At 64.7% G+C, this 21639-nt stretch carries 20 protein-coding genes; 13 read left to right on the top strand and 7 right to left on the bottom strand.

What is annotated here, in order from left to right:
• The first annotated feature begins 73 nt into the window (after positions 1-73).
• The 5 genes from KW830_RS07490 (at position 74) to KW830_RS07470 (ending at position 5389) form a co-directional block, all read left to right on the top strand.
• The gene (locus KW830_RS07490) at positions 74-796 is read left to right on the top strand and encodes an ABC transporter ATP-binding protein (RefSeq protein WP_218332718.1); all 723 of its coding nucleotides are present in this window, start codon (positions 74-76) and stop codon (positions 794-796) included.
• A gap of 104 nt (positions 797-900) precedes the next feature.
• Positions 901-2100: an ABC transporter substrate-binding protein gene (locus tag KW830_RS07485; protein ID WP_066539295.1), complete on the top strand. Its 1200-nt coding sequence runs from the start codon at positions 901-903 to the stop codon at positions 2098-2100.
• Positions 2101-2182: 82 nt separating this feature from the next.
• Positions 2183-3376 carry an ABC transporter substrate-binding protein gene (locus KW830_RS07480; RefSeq protein WP_218332717.1) on the top strand — a complete coding sequence of 398 codons (1194 nt, stop codon included), beginning with the start codon at positions 2183-2185 and terminating at the stop codon, positions 3374-3376.
• Between the two features lie 120 nt (positions 3377-3496).
• Positions 3497-4381, top strand: a complete 885-nt coding sequence (locus KW830_RS07475) for a branched-chain amino acid ABC transporter permease (RefSeq protein ID WP_066539293.1) — start codon at positions 3497-3499, stop codon at positions 4379-4381.
• 15 nt (positions 4382-4396) lie between these two features.
• A complete protein-coding gene (locus KW830_RS07470) occupies positions 4397-5389 on the top strand; it encodes a branched-chain amino acid ABC transporter permease (protein ID WP_218332716.1) in 993 nt (330 codons plus the stop codon).
• Between the two features lie 168 nt (positions 5390-5557).
• Here KW830_RS07470 and KW830_RS07465 read toward each other — a convergent pair whose 3' ends face one another.
• Entirely contained in the window at positions 5558-6760 is a 1203-nt protein-coding gene (locus KW830_RS07465) for a carotenoid 1,2-hydratase (RefSeq protein ID WP_218332715.1), read from the bottom strand.
• Positions 6757-7851 carry a PLP-dependent cysteine synthase family protein gene (locus KW830_RS07460; RefSeq protein ID WP_218332714.1) on the bottom strand — a complete coding sequence of 365 codons (1095 nt, stop codon included), beginning with the start codon at positions 7849-7851 and terminating at the stop codon, positions 6757-6759. Before KW830_RS07460 ends, KW830_RS07465 begins: the two co-directional genes overlap by 4 nt.
• 158 nt (positions 7852-8009) lie before the next feature.
• On the opposite strand from KW830_RS07460, the gene KW830_RS07455 reads away from it, so the two are divergent.
• Together KW830_RS07455 and KW830_RS07450 are read left to right on the top strand one after the other, a co-directional pair.
• On the top strand, positions 8010-8651 hold the full coding sequence (locus tag KW830_RS07455; protein WP_218332713.1) for a DUF924 family protein: 642 nt from the start codon (positions 8010-8012) through the stop codon (positions 8649-8651).
• Between the two features lie 383 nt (positions 8652-9034).
• Positions 9035-9265, top strand: coding sequence for a YdcH family protein (locus KW830_RS07450; protein ID WP_066539529.1), 231 nt, complete (start codon positions 9035-9037; stop codon positions 9263-9265).
• Between the two features lie 270 nt (positions 9266-9535).
• Here the strand turns inward: KW830_RS07450 and KW830_RS07445 are convergent, their stop codons facing one another.
• The 4 genes from KW830_RS07445 to KW830_RS07430 all read right to left on the bottom strand — a co-directional run bounded on the left by KW830_RS07445 (position 9536) and on the right by KW830_RS07430 (position 13950).
• Positions 9536-10645 carry an acyltransferase gene (locus KW830_RS07445; RefSeq protein ID WP_066539284.1) on the bottom strand — a complete coding sequence of 370 codons (1110 nt, stop codon included), beginning with the start codon at positions 10643-10645 and terminating at the stop codon, positions 9536-9538.
• Positions 10646-11223: 578 nt separating this feature from the next.
• Positions 11224-12132 carry a transporter substrate-binding domain-containing protein gene (locus KW830_RS07440; protein ID WP_066539283.1) on the bottom strand — a complete coding sequence of 303 codons (909 nt, stop codon included), beginning with the start codon at positions 12130-12132 and terminating at the stop codon, positions 11224-11226.
• Between the two features lie 224 nt (positions 12133-12356).
• A complete protein-coding gene (locus KW830_RS07435; protein ID WP_218332712.1) occupies positions 12357-13193 on the bottom strand; it encodes a tRNA-uridine aminocarboxypropyltransferase in 837 nt (278 codons plus the stop codon).
• Positions 13194-13338: 145 nt separating this feature from the next.
• Positions 13339-13950 (bottom strand): class I SAM-dependent methyltransferase, encoded by a 612-nt coding sequence (locus KW830_RS07430; RefSeq protein ID WP_066539280.1) that lies wholly within the window; start codon positions 13948-13950, stop codon positions 13339-13341.
• A 501-nt stretch (positions 13951-14451) separates the two neighbouring features.
• On the opposite strand from KW830_RS07430, the gene KW830_RS07425 reads away from it, so the two are divergent.
• Complete coding sequence (locus tag KW830_RS07425; protein ID WP_218332711.1) at positions 14452-15429, top strand: tripartite tricarboxylate transporter substrate binding protein; 978 nt, start codon at positions 14452-14454, stop codon at positions 15427-15429.
• A 464-nt stretch (positions 15430-15893) separates the two neighbouring features.
• Entirely contained in the window at positions 15894-16520 is a 627-nt protein-coding gene (locus KW830_RS07420; protein ID WP_218332710.1) for a PadR family transcriptional regulator, read from the top strand.
• Positions 16521-16592: 72 nt separating this feature from the next.
• Here the strand turns inward: KW830_RS07420 and KW830_RS07415 are convergent, their stop codons facing one another.
• Positions 16593-17510 carry a LysR family transcriptional regulator gene (locus tag KW830_RS07415; RefSeq protein ID WP_218332709.1) on the bottom strand — a complete coding sequence of 306 codons (918 nt, stop codon included), beginning with the start codon at positions 17508-17510 and terminating at the stop codon, positions 16593-16595.
• A gap of 156 nt (positions 17511-17666) precedes the next feature.
• Here KW830_RS07415 and KW830_RS07410 point away from each other — a divergent pair, with 156 nt between their 5' ends.
• The 4 genes from KW830_RS07410 (at position 17667) to KW830_RS07395 (ending at position 21559) form a co-directional block, all read left to right on the top strand.
• Complete coding sequence (locus KW830_RS07410; RefSeq protein WP_218332708.1) at positions 17667-18377, top strand: pirin family protein; 711 nt, start codon at positions 17667-17669, stop codon at positions 18375-18377.
• A gap of 76 nt (positions 18378-18453) precedes the next feature.
• Positions 18454-19152 carry a hydrolase gene (locus KW830_RS07405; RefSeq protein WP_066539270.1) on the top strand — a complete coding sequence of 233 codons (699 nt, stop codon included), beginning with the start codon at positions 18454-18456 and terminating at the stop codon, positions 19150-19152.
• Positions 19153-19266: 114 nt separating this feature from the next.
• The gene (locus tag KW830_RS07400; protein WP_218332707.1) at positions 19267-19551 is read left to right on the top strand and encodes a XapX domain-containing protein; all 285 of its coding nucleotides are present in this window, start codon (positions 19267-19269) and stop codon (positions 19549-19551) included.
• A gap of 112 nt (positions 19552-19663) precedes the next feature.
• Positions 19664-21559: an amidohydrolase gene (locus KW830_RS07395; protein WP_218332706.1), complete on the top strand. Its 1896-nt coding sequence runs from the start codon at positions 19664-19666 to the stop codon at positions 21557-21559.
• Positions 21560-21639 lie beyond the last annotated feature (80 nt).

The following is a 21639-nucleotide window of genomic DNA, read 5'->3' as shown; positions in this document are numbered from 1 at the left end:
TCGACGCCACGCAACTGGCGCGTGCCGGTTGTGCACGCCGCGCCCGGTGCGCGGTGCTTTGAAGAGATACGCAATGACGAACAACACAACAACTCCGGCGCTGGAGATCCGTGGTCTGGAAGCCTGGTACGGCGAATCCCATGTGCTGCACGGTGTGGACATCGTGGTCCAGCCGGGTGAAGTGGTGACGCTGCTGGGCCGCAATGGTGCGGGCCGCACCTCCACCATGCGTGCCGTGATGGGACTGACGGGCAGCCGCAAAGGCTCGATCAAGATCAACGGCCAGGAAACCATCCACCTGCCCACCCACAAGATTGCCCACCTGGGCGTGGGTTACTGCCCCGAAGAGCGCGGCATTTTCTCCAGCCTGTCGTGCGAAGAGAACCTGATGCTGCCGCCGCCGCTGAAGACCGGCGAAAAAGGCATGAGCGTGGAGGAAATCTACGAGATGTTCCCCAACCTTGCCGAGCGCCGCCACAGCCAGGGCACGCGCCTGTCGGGGGGCGAGCAGCAGATGCTGGCCGTGGCCCGCATTCTGCGCACCGGTGCACGGCTGCTGCTGCTCGATGAAATCTCGGAAGGCCTGGCGCCCGTGATCGTGCAGGCACTGGCCCGCATGATCACCATGCTGCGCAGCAAGGGCTACACGGTGGTGATGGTGGAGCAGAACTTCCGCTTTGCCGCACCGCTGGCCGACCGCTTCTATGTGATGGAGCATGGCTCTATCGTCGAACGTTTCGAATCTGCGCAACTGCAGGAAAAGATGTCCGTGCTCAATGAGCTGCTGGGCGTATGAGTGTTTCTTGCACCGCAAGAGGCTATGTAAAAAAGAGAGCTGCCAAGCGCGTGAAGTGTGCCGAGCAGCCTGAAATCAGCATAAATACAAGGAGACCGCAAACCATGCAGAATTTTTCGATGAAAGCCCTCGCTCTGGGTCTGGCCGCTGCAGGCCTGCTGGGTGTGAACGCCCAGGCGCAAGAGAAGGTGAAGATCGGCTTCATCACCGACATGTCCAGCAACTACGCGGACGTGGACGGCAAGAACGGTGCCATCGCCATCCAGATGGCGATCGATGACTTTGGCGGCAAGGTGCTGGGCAAGCCCATCGAGCTGCTGACCCAGGACCACCAGCACAAGCCCGACATTGCCGCCACCAAGGCGCGCGAATGGATCGACACCCAGAACCTGACCATGCTGCTGGGCGGCACCAATTCCGGCGTGGCCCTGGCCCTGGCCAAGGTGGCCAACGAGAAAAAACGCGTCTACATCAACAACGGCGCCGGTGCTTCGGCCCTGACCAACGAGCAATGCACCCCCTACACCGTGCACTACGCCTACGACACTGTGGCCCTGGCCAAGGGCACGGGCGCAGCCGTGGTGGAAAACGGCGGCAAGAGCTGGTTCTTCCTGACGGCGGACTATGCCTTCGGCCACTCGCTGGAAGCCGACACCGCAGCCGTGGTCAAGGCCAAGGGCGGGCAGGTGCTGGGCCAGGTGCGCCACCCGCTGAACGCCTCGGACTTCTCCAGCTTCCTGCTGCAGGCACAGAACTCCAAGGCCCAGATCCTGGGTCTGGCCAACGCCGGCGGTGACACCATCAACGCCATCAAGGCGGCGCGCGAGTTCGGCATCAACAAGACCATGAAGATGGCCGGCCTGCTGGTGTTCCTGACCGACATCCACAGCCTGGGTCTGAAGAACACCGAAGGCCTGCTGCTGACCACCAGCTGGGACTGGAACCTGAACGACGAAACCCGTGCCTTCGGCAAGAAGTTCATGGCCAAGACCAAGCGCATGCCCACCGATGTGCAGGCTGCCAACTACTCGGCCGTCACCAACTACCTGAAGGCCCTGGAAAAGTCCGGCACCACCGATGCCGACAAGGTCATGGCCACGCTCAAGAGCACGCCGCTGAAGGACTTCTACGGCCAGGGCGTGATCCGTCCCGATGGCCGCTATGCCCACGACATGTACCTGATGCAGGTCAAGTCGCCCAAGGAATCCAAGGAAGCCTGGGACTACTACAAGGTGGTCACCAAGCTGTCGGCCGACCAGGTGTGGACCACCAAGGCAGACAGCAAATGCGCTCTCTGGAAGTAAGGCCCACGCGCCGGGCCGTCTGACAGACGGTTCGGCAGCGGGCGCAGTGTTCGATCGGTAGACCCCTATGAGGAGACAGGCGATGAAGCACAAGCTCGGTAAGTTGGCATTGGCGCTGTGCGCCGCAGGTGTGGCAGTGGGCGCGGCCGCGCAGGAGAAGGTCAAGATCGGTTTCGTGACCGACATGTCCAGCCTGTACGCGGACGTGGAAGGCAAGAACGGCGCGCTGGCCATGCAGATGGCCATCGACGACTTTGGCGGCAAGGTGCTGGGTCAGCCCATCGAGCTGATGAGCGCCGACCACCAGAACAAGGCCGACATCGCCGCCTCCAAGGTGCGCGAGTGGGTGGACACGCAAGGCATCACGCTGATCATGAGCGGCACCAACTCGGGCACGGCCCTGGCGGTGGCGCAGGTGGCCAACGAGAAGAAGCGCGTGCACATCAACAACGGCGCGGGCTCCTCGGCCCTGACCAACGAGCAGTGCAATCCCTACACCATCCACTACGCCTACGACACCGTGGCCCTGGCCAAGGGCACCGGCGCGGCGGTGGTGGAGCGGGGCGGCAAGGACTGGTTCTTCCTGACGGCGGACTATGCCTTCGGGCAGGCGCTGGAAGCCGACACCACCAAGGTGGTGCTGGCCAAGGGCGGCAAGGTGCTGGGCTCGGTCAAGCACCCGCTCAATGCCTCGGACTTCTCCAGCTTCCTGCTGCAGGCACAGAACTCCAAGGCCCACATCCTGGGCCTGGCCAATGCCGGCGGTGACACCATCAACGCCATCAAGGCGGCGCGCGAGTTCGGCATCAACAAGACCATGAAGACCGCCGGTCTGCTGGTGTTCCTGACCGACATCCACTCGCTGGGCCTGAAGAACACCGAAGGTCTGCTGCACACCACCAGCTGGTACTGGGACATGAACGATGCCTCGCGTGCTTTCGCCAGCAAGTTCATGGCCAAGACCAAGCGCATGCCCACCGATGTGCAGGCGGCCGACTACTCGGCGGTGATGAACTACCTCAAGGCCGTGCAGGCCGTGAAGACCACCGACCCGGACAAGGTCATGGCCTATCTGAAGAGCACGGAGCTGAACGACTTCTACGCCAAGGGCCGCATCCGTCCTGACGGTACCTATGCCCACAACATGTACCTGGTGGAAGTGAAGGCGCCCAAGGACTCCACCAAGCCCTGGGACTATCTGAAAGTGCTGCAGACCCTGCCGGCCGACCAGGTGTGGACCACCAAGGCCGAAACCAAATGTGCGCTCTGGAAATAAGCCGCAGCCGCCGCGCCTGAGTGCCTAGGCACCCAGGCTGCGGTCCGGTCCTGTGCCCTGCGGGCGCGGGGCCGGCGCCACCAGGGCATCCCCCCTCTTTTCCCTTTTGTGTCGTTTCCCATGGAAATCTTCGGTGTGTCATTGCCGGGCCTGATGAGCCAGCTGTTGCTGGGGCTCGTCAACGGCTCGTTTTACGCGATCCTGAGCTTGGGCCTGGCCGTGATCTTCGGTCTGCTCAACGTGATCAACTTTGCGCACGGCGCGTTGTTCATGCTCGGGGCGATGGTCACCTGGATGGCCATGAACTATTTCGAGATCAACTACTGGGTCATGCTGATTGCGGCCCCGTTCATCGTCGGGCTGTTCGGTGTGTTCATCGAGCGGTTCCTGCTGCGCTGGATCTACAAGCTCGACCACCTCTACGGCCTGCTGCTGACGCTGGGGCTGTCGCTGCTGATCGAAGGCGTGTTCCGCTCCGTCTACGGCGTCTCGGGCCTGGGTTACGACACCCCCGAAGCCCTGACCGGCGCCACCGACCTGGGCTTCATGATGCTGCCCAACTACCGCGCCTGGGTGGTGGTGGCCTCGCTGGTGGTGTGCGTTGCCACCTGGTATGTGATTGAAAAGACACGCATCGGCGCCTACCTGCGCGCCGGCACCGAAAACCCGCGCCTGGTGGAAGCCTTCGGCGTCAACGTGCCGGTGATGATCACGCTGACCTACGCCTTCGGCGTGGGCCTGGCCGCCTTTGCCGGCGTGCTGGCCGCACCGGTCTACCAGGTCACGCCGCTGATGGGGCAGAACCTCATCATCGTGGTGTTCGCCGTGGTGGTGATTGGCGGCATGGGCTCCATCATGGGCTCCATCCTCACCGGTCTGGGCCTGGGCGTGATCGAAGGCCTGACCAAGGTCTTCTGGCCCGAAGCTTCGTCCACCGTGGTGTTCTTCATCATGGTCATCGTTCTCCTGATCCGCCCCGCCGGCCTGTTCGGCAAAGAAAAGTAAGCAGGGGCCAGCCACATGAACTCCAAGAAACTCGCTTTTACCGGCTACGGCCTGCTGCTGCTGGGCCTGATCGTGGCCCCCTTCTTCGGGGCCTACCCGGTGTTCGTGATGAAGCTGATGTGCTTCGCACTGTTCGCCTCGGCCTTCAACCTGCTGCTGGGCTACACCGGCCTGCTGTCCTTCGGCCACGCGGCCTTTCTGGGTGGTGCGGCGTACGTGGCCGGCTATTCCATCAAGGCCTGGGCGTTCACGCCCGAGCTGGGCCTGATCCTGGGCACGCTGGCTGGGGCCTTCATCGGTCTGGTGGCCGGCTGGCTGGCCATCCGCCGCCAGGGCATCTATTTCTCCATGATCACGCTGGCGCTGGCGCAGATGCTGTTCTTCGTCTTCCTGCAAGCCAAGTTCACGGGTGGGGAGGACGGCCTGCAAGGCGTGCCGCGCGGCAAGCTGTTTGGCATGATCGACCTGTCCAGCGACCTGACCATGTACTACGTGGCCCTGGTGATCGTGACGCTGGCCTTCCTGCTGATCGTGCGCACCGTGCATTCGCCGTTCGGCCAGGTGCTCAAGGCCATCAAGGAGAACGAGCCGCGCGCCATCTCGTTGGGCTATGACGTGCACCGCTTCAAGCTGCTGGCCTTTGTGCTGTCGGCCGCGCTGACCGGCCTCGCCGGCGCGCTCAAGACCGTGGTGCTGGGTTTTGCCACCTTGTCGGACGCGCACTGGACGACCTCCGGCCACGTGATTCTGATGACGCTGATGGGCGGCCTGGGCACGCTGTCCGGCCCTATCGTCGGCTCGGCCGTGGTGGTGGCGCTGGAAAACAAGATCGGCGACTTCGGCAGCTTCCTGGCCAAGCTCACCGGCGTGGAGTGGTTCTCGACGCTGGGCGAGTCGGTGACCATCGTCACCGGCCTGATTTTTGTGATCTGCGTGCTGGCCTTCCGCCGCGGCATCATGGGTGAAATCATTGCCTGGCTCACCCGCCGCAAGAACGGAACAGCGTGAGGGGCTGAGACCCTGTTGAAAGGCCCTGGGGGTCTTGCACGGACCACGCCACGCACCTGGGTGCGTGGCGTTTGTTTTTTGGGGGGAAGTGTTCCAGCTCCCTGGGGGCCGCGAAGGCGGGGGGAGGGCGGCTACCGTCTACGTTGAGCGGACAACCGGCCCAGGCCCTTACATCTTCAGCCGGTTGGCATAGCCCGTCATTTCCAGGTAGCCCCGGCCCACCAGCGGCAGTTGGTCGTCCAGCGCATCGCTCCCGGCGGGCAGCTGCAGCAGATCGCTCAGCCCCTCCCAGTACACGGCGCCGGTGGTGGCGCGGCTGTCCAGTTCCTGGGCGGCCACCTGGGCGCGCACCACATAGCGGTGGCCGGGCGTGTCCACGCGCCAGCGCACGGGGTAGCGGGCCTGGCTGGCCGGGCTGGTCCACCAGGCCAGCGGGGTGAACTGCACCTCCTGGTCGGCAAACACCTGCGGGCTGGCACCGGGTGCACGCAGCGAGCCGCCGCCCCACAGGGCCGAGCCATCGCGCCGGCGCAGATGAAAGGCGGTGAGGGCGCTGCCGTCGGCCAGGTTCATGCCGATCCAGTCCCAGCCTTCGGCCTCGGGGTGCATCAGCGCCGTGCTGCACTCGTGGTCCAGCCAGGCACGGTTGTGCAGTGCCGTGGTGGCGTTGGCGGGCACGGGGTCGATGGCCAGCTTCTGGCCCCGCACGGTGATGTGGCCGCCCACGGCCAGTTGGGGCTGGCTGTAGTAGTAGCTGGCCTGCTCCGGCAGCGGGCCTTTGCGGGACAGGCCGCCCCGGCCCTGCAGCAGCACCGGCTGGGTGGTGGCCAGCTCCAGCTCCAGCGCAAAGTCGGCGGCCTGCAGCTTGGCGCTGTAGCGGCTGGCCTGTGCGGCGCTCTGGCCGGGGACAGGCTGGCGGGCCAGGCGCCAGTCCTGGATGTGCACGGACGTGTCGTCCAGCGCCGCCTCGGCCAGGCCAAAGCCGGCGCGCGCCATGCGCTGGTCGTGCAGCAGCACCTGACCCTGCACATCACACAGCGCCACATGGGCGAACAGCAACTGCTGGGCGGCAAAGGCGGAACGCAGGCCCTGTGCCGCGTCCACCCTACTGCGGAAGAACGTCAGCTGAAAACCCCAGGGCCGCCCGGCGGCCTGCACATGGCCGGTGATGTACCACCATTCGGTGCCCAGATCGGGGTGGCTGCCAAAGTCGCGCGGAAAAGCCAGTGTCCTGGGTGGCAGGGCCCAGGCGCTGGACAGGGGCAGCAGCGTGCCGGTGCCTCCCAGCAACCCCAGTGCACCCAAGGTGCGCAGTGCATGGCGGCGGGGCAGGGACGGCGCGGTCGGCGCAAGAGGGGGGAGCACGGTCATACCCAGCGCTGCACCTGGCCCTGGCGGTCCAGCAACTGCTGCAACCGGGCCAGTGCCGGGGCCACATCGCCCAGTTGCTGCTGCACCCACTGCGCATCGTGGTAGGTGCACAGATAGCGTTCGCCGGCATCGCACAGCAGGGACAGGATGGAGCCCTGTTCACCGCGGTCGCGCATTTCGCAGGCCAGGCGCAGCATGGCCACCAGGTTGGTGCCGGTGGACGGGCCCACGCGCCGCCCCAGCAGCTGGCCCAGCAGCTGCATGGCGGCGATGGATGCCAGGTTGTCCACTTCTTCCATGCGGTCCACCAGCGAGGGAATGAAGCTGGGCTCCACACGCGGGCGGCCGATGCCTTCGATGCGCGATCCGCAGGCGGTGAGCGTGGCATCCCCGGTGCGGTGGTAGGCGGCAAACACGCTGCCTTCGGGGTCGGCCACACAGACCTGGGTGGAAAGGCTCTGGTAGCGCACCCAGCGGCCGATGGTGGCGCTGGTGCCGCCGGTGCCGGCGCCCACCACAATCCAGCGCGGCACCGGGTGGCGTTCGCGCTGCATCTGGCTGAACATGCTTTGCGCGATATTGTTGTTGCCGCGCCAGTCGGTGGCCCGCTCGGCATAGGTGAACTGGTCCATGTAGTGGCCGCCGGTGTCGTGCGCGATGGTGCGGGCTGCGTCATAGACCTCGGCCGCGCTGTCCACGAAATGGCAGCGCCCGCCGTGGAATTCGATCTGCGCCACCTTCTCGGCCGAGGTGCTGCGCGGCATGACCGCCACAAACGGCAGATCCAGCAGCCGGGCAAAGTAGGCCTCGCTGACGGCGGTGGAGCCGCTGGAAGCTTCCACAATCGTCGCGCCCTCGCGTATCCAGCCATTGCACAGCGCATACAGAAACAGCGAGCGCGCCAGCCGGTGTTTGAGGCTGCCGGTGGGGTGGGTGGATTCGTCCTTCAGATACAGGTCGATGCCGCAGCGGGCAAAGCCGGGCAGGTTCAGCGGAATCAGGTGGGTGTCGGCACTGCGCTGGTAGTCGGCCTCGATGCGGGCAATGGCGTCGTGGAGCCAGCTGGTCGGGATGGGGAGAGCGGCTTGCATGGTGCCCATTGTGCAATGGGCGGGGTGCCGATCCGGGCCAGACCGTTGGTGCAGTGCGGTAGTGCGGCATGCCGTGGCGCTATTGCGGACGTACTACCATGGTGTGCGGCCGCACAGACCGGCGGCATGCTCACCGATACCGAAGAAAGGATATGGACATGGCTTTTACCCTGCATGCGGGCAACCCGCCGCTGGACCCCCGGCTGGCACAGGTGCTGGAGTACTGGCTGGGCGCCGAGCAGCCCACCGACGCCACGGCACTGGCGCGCAAGCAGCTGTGGTTCAGCAAGGATGAAGCTGTGGACGAGGAAATCCGCCACCGCTTTGGCGCCGTTATGCAGGAAGCCCTGAGCGGCCGCCTGAACGGCGATGCCGCCACCCCGCTGGGGCGGCTGGCGGTGATCATTGTGCTGGACCAGTTCATGCGCAACGCCCACCGTGGCACGCCCAAGAGCTTTGCCGGCGACCCATTGGCATTGCAGCTGGCGCTGGAGGGCATTGCCCAGGGCCATGACACCGACGACCGCATTCCACCGGTGGCGCGCATCTTTTTCTACCTGCCGCTGGAGCATGCCGAGGACCTGGCCATGCAGCAGCACAGCGTGGTGGCCTTTGAGCAGCTGGCGCAGGAGGCGGGGCCCGCCACGCGCGATTTCTTTGCCGTCACCGCCGATTACGCCCACCGCCACCGCGACGTCATTGAACGCTTTGGCCGTTTCCCCCACCGCAATCCCATTCTGGGACGGGCGAGCACGGCCGAGGAAAAGGTCTACCTGGCCCAGCCCGGCGCGGGCTTCTAAGCACGGCCCGGCATCGCCCGTTCTCACAAGCCCTCGCAAGGACGTGGTACCGCAGTCGGGTGCATGCCCGCGCTGCGCTGCCTGGCGCGTGGTGCCACGCCTGCGGCATCTGGCTGGTGGTGTACTGCGGGGAATTCCGCCCAGGGTGTGCTCCTGGGACGGGCGTGCACACGGATAGCGGTTGGGTCACCTGCAGTCGGTGCAAGTGGATGATTTGAAAGTGTTTTGTGTTGTATCAACCACCCCGGCCGCACCTCGGGAATGGGCTGCCGGGGCGGCGATTGCTGGGTAAGATGAAACGGCAGCCCAGGTCAGTCTGTCCTTGGAATGCACCCGGGCCTGCACACCACCCCCCTCTCGCCGACCCAAGCAAAGGAGTGATGATGTTTCCTGAGTTTCGCGAACAGATTGCGGACATGCGCGCCAACGACCGCCATTTCAGCCGCCTCTTCGAACAGCACAATGCGCTGGACCACGAGATCAAGAACCTGGAAGACCGGCGTACGCCCAGTCTGCACACCCAGATTGAAAAGCTCAAAAAGGAAAAGCTGCTGATCAAGGAAAGGCTCTACACCATGCTCAAGGGCTGTGCCAACGGCACTGCACCTGCGTGAGGTGGTGCAGCGCCTGTAGCGCTGGCGCTGCGTGTCTGGTGTCCGCGTGTGCACCGCGGTGCACAGGTGGGCAGGGGACACGGCCTTGCTGCGGCGCTGCCCTTGCCCGGTAGCCAGGGCTGGAGGCCAGTCTCCCTCCTGTGTGGGAGGCCGCATCTGCCCCAGGGCTGGCGCAAACGGGTCAACGCCCCATGAAAAAAGGCAGCTTTCGCAAGAAAGACTGCCTTTGTGTTATCTGCTTCCCGGTTCCTGGCCGGTGAAGGGGCGCGGTCAGCGGCCGCGTGGAGCGGTTTCCATGTTGGCAGCCTCCACCTTGCCCGCGTCGGCAGCCGTCTGTGGGTGACCTTGGGGTACGGCATCGCGGCGGCGCAGTGCCCAGCGCTCGATGGTGTAGAACGACAGGGCGGCCAGGGCCGTGGAGATGACAAAACCCAGCAGCACGGTGACCGGCCAGGCGAATTCCGCACGCAGCCAGCGCACCACCGGGTAGTGCCACAGGTAGATGCCGTAGGACAGCTTGCCGATGTAGACCAGCCAGGGCGCGGACAGCATCTCATAGACCAGTCCCTGGCCGGGCAGCACGGCCACCAGCACCACCAGAGCGGCCATTTCCACCACCGTCAGTCCCCATACCATGGGGCCCATATCGCCCCATTCCATGGCCATCAGCAGCGGCACGGCCAGCGGAATCCACATCAGGCGCGGCAAGTGCTGCTGCAGGCGATCCAGCAGCGGGTGGCGGTCCAGCACCAGGGCCGCCAGCAAGCTGCCCAGCAGCAGACCGGTGGTGCGGGTGTCAAAGCGGAAGAACACCGCATAGAACTCCTGACCCAGCAGCACCCACAGCACGCGCCAGGCCCAGCCCAGCACGAACAGGGCCGCAATCGCACGCCACAGCGTGCCCGGGCTGCTGCGGCGGGCCAGCCACAGCAGGGCGATGGGCCAGACCAGATAGAAATGTTCTTCCACCGACAGCGACCACATGTGCAGCAGCGTGTCCGGGCTGTCGAAGAAGGCAATGCCGTAGTCGGCCAGGTACAGCAGAGACACCAGGGCATCGCTGTACACATCCTCCAGATCGGGCCAGACCAGGGGGGCCAGCAGCGCGTAGGCGGCCAGAAATACGGCCAGCGGGGGCATCAGACGGTAAAAGCGCCGGCGGTAGAACTCCCAGAAGTCGATGCGGCCCGTGGCCTGTATTTCCTTGAGCAGCAGCGAGGTGATCAGATAGCCGCTGAGCACGAAGAACAGGTCCACGCCAAAGAATGCGCCGTCAAACATGGGCGCATGGGCGTGGGACAGGATGACTAGCAGGATGGCGACCGCACGCAGTCCATCCAGTGCGGGGTTGTAGGCCAGCTTCAAGGGGTTCTGGGGCAAAACGCGGCACCTCCTCGGATCGGGCTCCGGGCCCGGTGTGCAAACAGACAAAGTGCAATCCTGCGCAATGCGTGCCATGGACTGCAGCGTGGCGCCAGGGACGCGGCGCCTCAAACAAGGTTTGGGGGGCTGGTGCAGCCTGTTCCGTACCCAGGGGCAGACAATCTGGACCTGTTCGTCTTCCCGCGCAGCGGCAGCGGATGGACATCCCTCAGCGAAAGCGGGGCCTGGGCGGAGCGCGCCAGGAGGCTTTCACGGCATGCAGACTGAGTGCATGCGCAGCCCTGAAGTTCCGCTGTCCGGTATCCGGCACAGCCCGCAGGGGTGGGCGCATTCTAGCGGCAGCTCCCGGGCAATGTCGCTGGACTGTACGCAATGTGACAAACGAGACATTCTCGCAAGATGTGCTTGCAAGTGGCTGTGCCGCAAGAGATCGCTCGGCCGCCTGGGCCCTGCTTGGGTCCCAGACCCGGGCCCTGCGTCGGCACCCTGGGGTATGGCCTGCGTCCGGCGTTGGCGCAGGCATGGACTTGTCGTTCCAAAGGTTCGTGCCATCGAACCCAGGAACAAGCGCACTGTCAGTGTGCCAGCGGCAGCTGCAGCTGTTCCAGCGGCGTGTCGTCGGGTTGGGCCAGCATGCGCTTGAGTGTCTCGCCCATGGGAAGGTTCAGGTTCACGTTCTTGGGCGGGATCGGCTGGGTGAACCATTTGGCGTAGAGCTGGTGGATCTCACCGTTCTTCATCATCTGGCGCAAGGCGGCATCCACGGCTTTTTTTACTTCCGGGTCGCGCCGGGTGAACTGGATGGCAATCGGCTCGGCGCCAATCACCTCGCCCACAATCTTCCAGCCCTGGGGGTTCTTGGACTGGGCGATCACGCCCGCCAGCAGGTTGTCGTCCAGCACAAAGGCATCGACGCGGCCGGCTTCGAGTTGCAGCATGCTTTCAAAATGGTCCTTGCCCATGCGGGTGTCGAACTGGATGCTGTGGGCATCGGCGTACTTGCGCAGAATCTGCACGGCCGTGGTGCCGGTGGTGGCAACCACTTTCTTGCCATTCAACTGCTGAAAGCTGGTGATGGGCGAATGGGCCGGCACGGCCATGCGGACCTCGCTCACATAGGTGGTCAGACCGAAGGCCACCTGCTCCTGGCGGCGCAGGGTATTGGTCATGCTGGCGCAGTTGAAGTCGGCCGTGCCGTTGTCGATCAACGGCATGGTGTTCTGGGCCGTCAGCACCATGTACTTCAGCCGGGCCTTGGGCGCGATGGCATGGATCACCTTCTGGCACAGCTCCAGGTGGTAGCCGGTGAAGGTTTCGTTGGCGTCCAGCGTATAGACCATGGGAGAGGCGCTTTCGCGCACGCCCACCACCACGGTGCCGCCGTCGCGCCATTTCTGCAGGGTGGCCGACGGGGCGGCATGGACAGACAAGGCACTGGCCGACAGGGCCAGCAGGGCGACAGACCCGGCAAACACAGAACGCATGGCAAAAAAAGGAGGTGCTACCGCGGCAGCGCCTCTCAAAGGAAGTTGGGGGGAGGGCGCTTATTCTTCCAGATGCTTCATGCCTTGCAGTGGAATGCTTATGCCCACGGCAGCGCCGTCGCTTCGGGTGTGCCTGCCGACGCTGCCGGGAAATCACACATCTATGGATGGCAGGCGCCGCAGCGGCGTGCGCGGCCCGCGGATGCCCAGGCAGCCGTGGCTCTTCAGCCGGGCTGCCGTGCCACGGACTGCTGCAGTTGCCGGTGCGCCGGGCTGTGCAGATCGGCCGGCAACTGGTGTTTGGCCTGCAGGTAGTGGTGGGTGTAGACCTCCAGATACGCCTCCAGTGCCTGGCCGGCGCGCTGGTCGTACGGGTGGCCGCTCAGCTCCAGGCACAGGGCCGCCACTTCGCTGGTGCAGAAATGGTCGTCGCGTTGGGAGCGGCGCAGGCGGTAGCGGCTGATCTGCTCGGGCTGCAGCCCCAGCACCGGAAAGCGATCCAGATAGGGGCTTTTGCGGAACATCTTGCGCGCTTCGGGCCAGGTGGCGTCCAGCAGGATGAACAGCGGCCTTCTGGCTGCAGCCGCACTGGCGGCTTCGCCGGTGTGGCCGGAAACCGGAGCCGATGGAGCGGGGGGCAGTGCCTGCACGGCGCGTTCGGGCGGTTGCACATATTCGCTGGGGAAGACCACATAGGGCTGCCACTGCGGGTCGGCCAGCAGGGCCTCCAGGGCCGGATCGATGGCGGTGCGCGCCCAGCCAAAGGCCCAGGTGGACTGCACCACATCGGCGATCAGCCAACCGGTGTTGCTGGGCTTGAGCGGCTCGGCGTCGTGCATCAGCAGACAAAAGCCGGCATGCGTGGGCAGATCGGGGCGCAGCGCACAGATGCAGTGGCTGGGCCGCAGGCGGCAGCCCTCGCAGCGTTCGCCCTTGGGGCCGCCCCGGGCCAGAAACGGTCGGGTGCTGCGCGCCAGTCGGGCGTCGCGCAGGCGGGCGACCGCATGGGGGGCCACCAGCGGCGGCGTGGTGGCGGAGGGACTGGCGTGCGGGGGCGCCATGCAAGAGGACTGATCAGAGGAAAACGGCACGCTCGCGATTGTCCGCGCAAAGCGGGCCGTACCGGCGCGCATGGGCATGGGGCAGTGCAGAGGCCACCACCGCGGGGGGGGGCGTGCATGCCTGGGAAAGAAAGGAATGTAGCGTTCAGCCGCCCAGGCATTCCAGCTCGAACAGCGGCAGTTCGGCCTGACGGCTCAGCCACACGCCGCCGCCCAGTTCCTTGCAAAAAGGCTGCAGGCCACGGCGGTACAGTTCGGCGCGGTGGCGGTACAGGCGGGGGTCGGTCAGCTCTTCGTCGATGATGTCGCGCTCATAGTCTTCGCGCGCCACGGCCTCGATGTACAGGCCCCCGCGGGTGAGACGACCTAGATTGGCCAGGGCCTTCTTGAGGTCGGCTGGGTTCAGATAGGGCAGCACGCCCTGGCAGATCACCAGATCAAATGGCTGGCCGTCGGCCGGCTGCCAGTCCACCACCGAGCCCTGGGCCCAGCCATAGCGTTCGCACAGATAGCGGCTGAACTCCACGCCCTGGTAGCTGGCGCCAGGGAAATGCTGCTGCACCGCATCCCGCCACAGGCCGATGCCGCAGCCCACATCCAGCACGCGGTGCACGGGGACGCGTAGATACGCCAAGTACGAGCAGACAAACGTCCCCAGCCGCCGCGCGTGCTCGGGATCGATCACGCTGGTTTTCTTGTCAAAGTAAAAGCGCTGGTAGTACGCCTCGTCAAACCACTCGCCGCTTGCTGATTGCACGCAGTCTCCTTTGCTGAAGCGCCCATGCGCTGTGGCGGCCGAGTATGGCCCAGGCCGTCTCCATGCGTGGGGCGCTGCGGTATTGCGCACGGCACTGCCGGTGCACGCTGCCGGGACGAGGGCGGAAGGCATGCACAGCCCCGGGATGGGGCAGACGGGCGGCCGACCGGGATGCACGGGTTTGCCCGGAAATGGGGCAGGGGAGCAGGTCAGGTTGGCCTGCGCAGGCCGCAGGGTTCTGTCGCAAAGAACCGCTTGCGCGCAGGTTTTGTGCATATTTGAAAAACAGTCTGCACGATTATATAGACTACCATAAAAGCATTATTTATTCAATCTGATAAATACCTATGCGCATTTTCTGTGATGGAGAATGAAGCAGGTAATTTGTTCAGCAAAATCAGCCACCTGTCTGCACTGGGTGCTATTTGATTTATTGAAATCTGAATAATTTGAATATTCCCTGCAAGGCCTCGCCATTCAAAACTTCAAGGGATATTCAATATGTTTTCTCGTCGCCAATTCCTGGCCGCTGCTGCATTGCCAGCCGCCTTGCAGCTGGCACCCACGGCCTGGGCACAGTCCAATGTGGTGCGTCTGGTGGTGGGCTTTGCCGCCGGTGGTGCGGCCGATTTTGTGGCCCGCCAGCTGGCGCAGAATCTGCAGACCGAACTGGGCGCCACCGTGGTGGTGGACAACCGTCCTGGTGCCGGCGGGCGCATTGCGGTGGATGTGGCCAGGAACGCCAAGGCCGATGGCCTGACCCTGCTGGTCACACCCGGCTCCATCCTCACCATCTACCCCCATGTCTACGACAGGCTCAGCTACCAGCCGCTGCGCGACCTGGTGCCGGTGGCCAACCTCTGCGCCGTGCCCTACAGCGTGAACATCGGCCCCGGGGTGCCAGCTTCGGTCACCACGCTCAAGGAATTTGGCCAGTGGCTCAAGGCCCACCCGCAGCAGGCCAGCTACGGATCGCCCGGCGCCGGTACCACGCCGCACTTTCTGGGCGCCATGTTTGCCGCCAGCGCAGGCGTGGACTATCTGCATGTGCCGTACAAGGGCGGTTCGTTGGCGCTGCAGGACGTCATGGGCGGCCAGCTGACATCCAGCTTCAATGTGGTCAGCGAGGCCGTGCCCCATGCCGCCAGCCCCAAGCTGCGCGTGCTGGCGGTCTCCAGCCCGCAGCGCATTGCCCAGTTGCCCAAGGTGCCGACATTTACCGAACTGGGCATGAAGGAGCTGACCAGCCAGGAGTGGATCGGTCTGCTGGCCCCCAAGGGCACCAAGCCCGAGGTGGCGGCCCGCCTGCACGATGCCGCCAACCGCGCCTTTGCCCAGCCGGCCGTGCAGAAGGCCCTGGCCGAAATGGCGTTTGGCGTGACCACCAGCACCCAGGCCGAATTTGCCCAGTTGCTCAAAGGGGACCTCGACAAATGGGGCCCCGTGGTGCGCAGCACGGGTTTCAAGGCCGAGGCCTGAGACGCTGGCGCGCAGCAGCGGAGCGCCAGCATAGACAGAAAATCAGGTATGACTTGCATGAAATATGCAACATGGTTATAATTCGCTCCGTTGTTTGCGCAAACAATGCTGATCTCACGCCAGCACGTCGGGCACCCGACGAGAAAAATACAAGTGACAGCTGCAGAGACGTTCTGCCGTAAAACGGTGATCGCGTAAGAGTCATCGTCCAATACTGAAAGCCCGCACCGGTTCGCCGCTGCGGGCTTTTTCACGTCTGATGCCCTGATTTCGATAGCAGCCTGCGCTGGTCCCGCCAACAAGAACAGACCAAAAGAGCGGCAGTCCTGCTTGGTGCCGGCTTCGGAAGAGGGCCGAGGGGGGCGGCGTAAAGTGGTGTGAATTGCGTTGCCTGTGGTGCGAAGGGCCTTGAAATCCATGGTTTAAAGATATATCTTAGATGCATCTTAATCAAGGAATTCACCATGCATCCCCATCACCACCACCATCCCCACCACGCTTTCCACAGCCCGCGCGGCATGCACCATGACGGCGGCGAAGGCGGCCGAGGACACGGCCGCGAACATGGCCATGGCGGCCCGCAGCATGGCCCGGGCGCGGAACGCCACCGCCGCGAGCGCATGTTCGAGGCCGGCGGTCTCAAGCTCATCGCCCTGCACCTGATCGCCCAGCAACCCAGCCACGGCTATGACGTGATCCGCGCCATTGGCGAGCTGGTCGGTGGCGACTACCAGCCCAGCCCCGGCACCATCTACCCCACCCTGAGCTATCTGGTCGACATGGGCCATGCGACCGCCACCGAAGTGGAAGGCGGCCGCAAGCGCTACGCCGTCACGCCCGAAGGCCAGGCCGCGCTGCAGGAGCAAGATGGCGCGCTGCAGCAGCTGCTGGCCCGTCTGGCCCACGGCAAGGACCGCGAAGCCCGCCAGCGCCCGGCCGGCCTGGTGCGTGCCATGGAAAACTTCAAGACGGCGCTGCGCCTGAAGACCCACGGCCAGCCCGGCGTGCCAGCGGCGCCGTTGACCGACGCCCAGGTGGCGGCCATCGCAGCGATCCTGGACGAAGCCGCGTTGAAAATTGAAAAAGCCTGAAAACCCGGGCAGGTCGCCGCCCGGTCCGGACGCCGTCCGGCTGTGCGTTCCTGCCACCGCAAGGGCTGTGGCCTATTGCCGCTCCGCCCAGGGCTCGTTCGGCAGGCAGGTTGCGACATAGTCGATGAACGCCTGCACCCGCGCTGGGCGGATGCGTCCCGGTGGCGTGAGGATGTGCAGCGCGATCGGGTCGGCCTGCCAGTCTTCCATCGCCACCTGCAACTGGCCTGACTGCAGCAGCGGCCAGACCAGGAATGCCGGTTGCAGTGCCAGTCCCATGCCTGCCAGCAGGGCGGGGGTAAGCGCCTCGGCATTGTTGGCGTGCAACTGGGCATGCACGACCTGGGTGAATTCGCCCTGCTGCGCATGGCGGAAGTGCCAGGGCGCACCATGGGGCGTGTGGCCGTAATGCAGGGCGCGGTGTTGCCGCAGGTCGCTGGGATGCCGGGGGTGGCCATGGCGCTGAAAGTACGCCGGCGCACCGACCAGCAGCAGCCGCACCCGGCACAGCCGGCGGGCCAGCAGGCTGGAATCTTCCAGGTTGGCAATGCGCAGTGCCAGGTCAAAGCGTTCGGCAATCAGGTCCACCTGGGCATCGCTGAACTGGACCTGCAGATCCACGTCCGGATGCTGCAGCATGAAGCCCGGCAGCAGAGGGGCCAGCCGCGAGATGCCGAACGTCATGGGGGCTGCCACACGCACCTGCCCGCGCAGGCTGGTGGCATGGTCCATGACTTCGCTTTCCACCGATTCACCTTCCTGCAGGATGCGGGTGGCGCGCTCCAGTGCGGCTTGGCCGGCATCGGTCAGCGCCACACGCCGCGAGGTGCGGTGCAGCAGCATGGTCTTGAGGCGGCTCTCCAGCCGGGAGATGGCTTTGGACACCGTGGCCTGCGACAGCGACAGCTCTTGCGCCGTGCGCGCGAATGAACCCGTTTCAGCCACCTTGGCAAAGATGGCCCAGGCTTCCAGATCCGGCAGTTTTTTCATGGGGTGGTAAGTCGCTGTAGGCCGACGCACTGTAAGACTGCAGGCCTCTGGATAGGGTATCGAAAAGTGAAAGCCAGATATTCGATAGCTGTCATCTCACTGCATATGCCGGGCAACTAGACTTTGCTCCACCATCGCGTCAGCAAAGGATGACACATGATTGAGCGTCGATCGTTGGACAGCCTGGGCGGGGCCAACCATGGCTGGTTGGATGCCAAGCACCATTTCTCGTTTGCCGACTACCACGACCCCAAGCGCATGCACTGGGGCAGTCTGCGGGTCTGGAATGACGATGCCATCCAGCCTGGCAGCGGCTTTCCCCCGCATTCGCACGGGGACATGGAAATCATCACCTATGTGCGCCAAGGTGCCATCACGCACGAAGACAACCTGGGCAACAAAGGCCGCACGCCGGCGGGGGATGTGCAGGTCATGAGTGCCGGCAGCGGCATCACCCATGCCGAGTACAACCTGGAGCCGGGTGTCACCCGCATCTTCCAGATCTGGATCATTCCCGACCGCCGGGGCGAGAAACCGAGCTGGGGTAGCCAGGCCTTCCCCAAGGGCGACCGTGCGGGGGCATTTGTCACGCTGGCCAGCGGCATGGCGGGCGACCACGATGTGCTGCCACTGCGCACCGATGCGCGTGTGCTGGGCGCCACCATCCAGGCCGGGGACAGCGTGGAATACCACTTTGCCCATGCCGACCGCTATGGCTATCTGGTACTGGCCACGGGGGCTGCCTCCGTCAACGGCGTGGACTTGCGCCAGCAGGATGGCGCGGCCATCCATGGCGAAACCCGCATCCGGATCACTGCCAGCGAAGACACTGAAGTCGTGCTGGTTGACGCCGCCCCGCTGCCCTAGCCGCAGCCCTGGCGCCTGCGCTTTCACCGCTCTTTTTTCCTTCAACCCTGATTTCCTCAACCTGGAAGGCCTTGCCATGTCCCATCGCAATTACCTGGAAGTTCTGACCCCGCAAAACAGCCAGCTCATCTTCATCGATCAGCAGCCGCAAATGGCATTTGGTGTGCAGTCCATCGACCGCCAGACGCTGAAGAACAATGTGGTGGGCCTAGCCAAGGCGGCCAAGGTGTTCCATATTCCCGTGACCCTCACCACAGTGGAGACGGAAAGCTTCTCCGGCCACACCTACCCGGAACTGCTGAGCGTGTTCCCCGACCACCCGCTGCTCGAGCGCAGCTCCATGAATTCCTGGGACGACCAGAATGTGCGCGATGCACTGGCCGCCAATGTCGCCAAGGGGCACAAGAAAATCATTGTCTCGGGCCTGTGGACCGAGGTCTGCAACAACACCTTTGCGCTGTCGGCCATGCACGATGCGGGCTACGAGATCTACATGGTGGCCGATGCGTCGGGCGGCACGTCGCTGGATGCACACAACTACGCCATGCAGCGCATGGTGCAAGCGGGTGTGGTGCCGGTGACCTGGCAGCAGGTGCTGCTGGAGTGGCAGCGTGACTGGGCCAAGCGTGACACCTACAACGCCGTGATGGACATCGTGCGCGAACACTCCGGGGCGTACGGCATGGGTGTGGATTATTGCTACACCATGGTGCACAAGGCGCCGGAGCGCGTGCAGCATGGCGGCACCATCGGCCCCAACCCCGCACAGTCCTGAGCCCGCAGCGGTTGCTGCGCTACCACCATCTCCGCCTGCTCCCTGCACCCTCCAGGGGGCAGGACACCGATTCCCATCCGCACCGGCCCGGGCTGGGTGCAGGGAGGCCCCTCCATGAAACTCTATGTGCTCTCGCTGGCAGCAGGTCTGCTGGTCGGCGTGGTCTACAGCCTGCTTCAGGTCCGCTCGCCTGCACCGCCCTTGGTGGCCCTGGTCGGTCTGCTGGGGATTTTGCTGGGCGAGCAGATCGTGCCCATAGGCAAGCAACTGCTGGCGGGCACGGCGTTCGGTACGGCATGCTCCGCATGCCAGGCCGATGACCATGTCCTGGGGCAGCTGCCCGGTAAAAGCCGACCGACGGCCACTGCTCCGCCGCACGACGCCCACCCAGATTCCTGATCCATTCCCTTTCATGCCCACGCGCCGCACAGTCATCACCTCCGCAGCAGGCCTGGCGGCAGGCGGTATGCTGGGTTGTCGTTCGCTCCCCCATTCTTCGCAAGGACCCGCCATGTCCCACAGCCCCCCCGACGTCATCTTTCACAGCGGGCGGATCACCACGCTGAACAAGGGCCAGCCCGTGGCCCAGGCCGTGGCCGTCAAGGATGGCAAGTTCACCGCGGTGGGCACGGATGCCGAAGTGCTGGCCCTGGCAGGCAGCGGCACGCGCAAGATCGACCTGCAGCAACGCAGCGTGCTGCCCGGGCTTTGCGACAACCACACGCATGTGATCCGTGGCGGCCTGAACTACAACCTGGAGCTGCGCTGGGACGGCGTGCGTTCGCTGGCCGATGCCATGGCCATGCTCAAGGCCCAGGTCGCCAACACGCCCGCGCCGCAATGGGTGCGGGTGGTCGGCGGTTTCACCGAGCACCAGTTTGCAGAAAAACGTTTGCCTACGCTGGCGGAAATCAATGCGGTGGCCCCCGACACGCCGGTGTTTCTGCTGCACCTGTATGACCGCGCGCTGCTGAACGCCGCCGCATTGCGTGCCGTGGGCTACACCCGGGACACGCCCGAGCCGCCGGGCGGCGAAATCGTGCGCGACGCCAACGGCAACCCCCTGGGTCTGCTGCTGGCCAAACCCAATGCCACCATCCTCTACAGCACGCTGGCGCTGGGGCCCAAGCTGCCGTTCGACTACCAGCTCAACTCCACGCGCCACTTCATGCGCGAGCTGAACCGCCTGGGTGTGACGGGGGTGATCGATGCCGGAGGGGGCTCGCAGAACTACCCCGACGATTACCGCGTCATCGAACAGCTCGACAAGGACGGTCTGATCACCGTGCGCCTGGCCTACAACCTGTTCACGCAGAAGCCCAAGAAAGAGAAAGAGGACTTTTTGCAGTGGACGCAGAGCGTTCGCTACAAGCAGGGCAACGACTACTTCCGCCACAACGGTGCGGGCGAAATGCTGGTGTATTCGGCCGCGGATTTTGAAGATTTCCGCCAGCCCCGGCCCGACATGCCGCCAAATATGGAAGGTGAGCTGGAAGAGGTGGTGCGCATCCTGGTGCAGAACCGCTGGCCGTGGCGCCTGCATGCCACCTATGACGAGACCATCAGCCGTGCGCTCGACGTGTTCGAGAAGGTGCACCAGGAGTCGCCGATCAATGGCCTGAACTGGTTCTTCGACCATGCCGAAACCATTTCGGACCGGTCCATAGACCGCATTGCGGCGCTGGGCGGTGGCGTTGCCGTGCAGCACCGCATGGCCTACCAGGGCGAATACTTCATCGAGCGCTACGGCGCCCGGGCCGCCGAAGCCACGCCGCCCATCAAGAAGATTCTGGAAAAAGGCGTCAAGGTGTCCGCCGGGACCGACGCGACGCGGGTGGCTTCCTACAACCCCTGGGTGTCGCTGTCGTGGATGGTCACCGGAAAGACGGTGGGTGGCACCCCGATGTACCCCCAGCGCAATCTGCTCGATCGCGAAACCGCCCTGCGCATGTGGACCGAGAACGTGGCCTGGTTCAGCAACGAGGTGGACCAGCGCGGCCGCATCCAGGTGGGCCATTTTGCGGACCTGATCGTGCCGGACAAGGATTACTTCCAGGTGGCTGAGGACGAGATTTCCTTCCTGGTGTCCGACATGACGGTGGTGGGCGGGCGTGTAGTGTATGGCGCGGGCAACTTCCAACAACACGATGACAACCCGGTTCCCCCGGCCATGCCCGACTGGTCGCCGGTGCGCCGCTATGGCGGGTTTGCGGCCTGGGGCGACCCGGAGGGTGCGGGCCAGAACTCACTGAACCCCGCGCGCTACCGCCAGATGGCCGCCGCCTGTGGCTGCGACACCAGCTGCGGCATGCACGGGCATCAGCACGCGAATTCCTGGGCATCGGACGTACCCACCTCCGACCCCAAGAGCTTCTTCGGGGCGCTGGGGTGTTCCTGCTGGCTTTGACCAGATGTGCCGTGCCGGCGCTGGCCGGTGTCGGCTTCGGTTTTCTGCATGGCCCGCCGGGCCGGGAGGGGCGATGAACA

Source organism: Comamonas sp. CMM03 (genome assembly GCF_019218715.1).
In the GTDB taxonomy this organism is placed as follows: domain Bacteria; phylum Pseudomonadota; class Gammaproteobacteria; order Burkholderiales; family Burkholderiaceae_C; genus Comamonas; species Comamonas terrigena.
Note: the sequence above shows the minus strand (reverse complement) of the source record. Positions and strands in the feature narration are given on the sequence as shown.

Excerpts from the sequence above, each read along its gene's own strand:
- KW830_RS07405 (WP_066539270.1), top strand. The coding sequence starts at position 18,454 with ATGTCCCATCGCAATTACCTGGAAGTTCTGACCCCGCAAAACAGCCAG.
- KW830_RS07440 (WP_066539283.1), bottom strand. The coding sequence starts at position 12,132 with ATGCGTTCTGTGTTTGCCGGGTCTGTCGCCCTGCTGGCCCTGTCGGCC.
- KW830_RS07410 (WP_218332708.1), top strand. The coding sequence starts at position 17,667 with ATGATTGAGCGTCGATCGTTGGACAGCCTGGGCGGGGCCAACCATGGC.
- KW830_RS07475 (WP_066539293.1), top strand. The coding sequence starts at position 3,497 with ATGGAAATCTTCGGTGTGTCATTGCCGGGCCTGATGAGCCAGCTGTTG.
- KW830_RS07470 (WP_218332716.1), top strand. The coding sequence starts at position 4,397 with ATGAACTCCAAGAAACTCGCTTTTACCGGCTACGGCCTGCTGCTGCTG.
- KW830_RS07395 (WP_218332706.1), top strand. The coding sequence starts at position 19,664 with ATGTCCCACAGCCCCCCCGACGTCATCTTTCACAGCGGGCGGATCACC.
- KW830_RS07485 (WP_066539295.1), top strand. The coding sequence starts at position 901 with ATGCAGAATTTTTCGATGAAAGCCCTCGCTCTGGGTCTGGCCGCTGCA.
- KW830_RS07480 (WP_218332717.1), top strand. The coding sequence starts at position 2,183 with ATGAAGCACAAGCTCGGTAAGTTGGCATTGGCGCTGTGCGCCGCAGGT.
- KW830_RS07455 (WP_218332713.1), top strand. The coding sequence starts at position 8,010 with ATGGCTTTTACCCTGCATGCGGGCAACCCGCCGCTGGACCCCCGGCTG.
- KW830_RS07460 (WP_218332714.1), bottom strand. The coding sequence starts at position 7,851 with ATGCAAGCCGCTCTCCCCATCCCGACCAGCTGGCTCCACGACGCCATT.
- KW830_RS07420 (WP_218332710.1), top strand. The coding sequence starts at position 15,894 with ATGCATCCCCATCACCACCACCATCCCCACCACGCTTTCCACAGCCCG.
- KW830_RS07400 (WP_218332707.1), top strand. The coding sequence starts at position 19,267 with ATGAAACTCTATGTGCTCTCGCTGGCAGCAGGTCTGCTGGTCGGCGTG.
- KW830_RS07435 (WP_218332712.1), bottom strand. The coding sequence starts at position 13,193 with ATGGCGCCCCCGCACGCCAGTCCCTCCGCCACCACGCCGCCGCTGGTG.
- KW830_RS07450 (WP_066539529.1), top strand. The coding sequence starts at position 9,035 with ATGTTTCCTGAGTTTCGCGAACAGATTGCGGACATGCGCGCCAACGAC.
- KW830_RS07465 (WP_218332715.1), bottom strand. The coding sequence starts at position 6,760 with ATGACCGTGCTCCCCCCTCTTGCGCCGACCGCGCCGTCCCTGCCCCGC.
- KW830_RS07425 (WP_218332711.1), top strand. The coding sequence starts at position 14,452 with ATGTTTTCTCGTCGCCAATTCCTGGCCGCTGCTGCATTGCCAGCCGCC.
- KW830_RS07490 (WP_218332718.1), top strand. The coding sequence starts at position 74 with ATGACGAACAACACAACAACTCCGGCGCTGGAGATCCGTGGTCTGGAA.
- KW830_RS07415 (WP_218332709.1), bottom strand. The coding sequence starts at position 17,510 with ATGAAAAAACTGCCGGATCTGGAAGCCTGGGCCATCTTTGCCAAGGTG.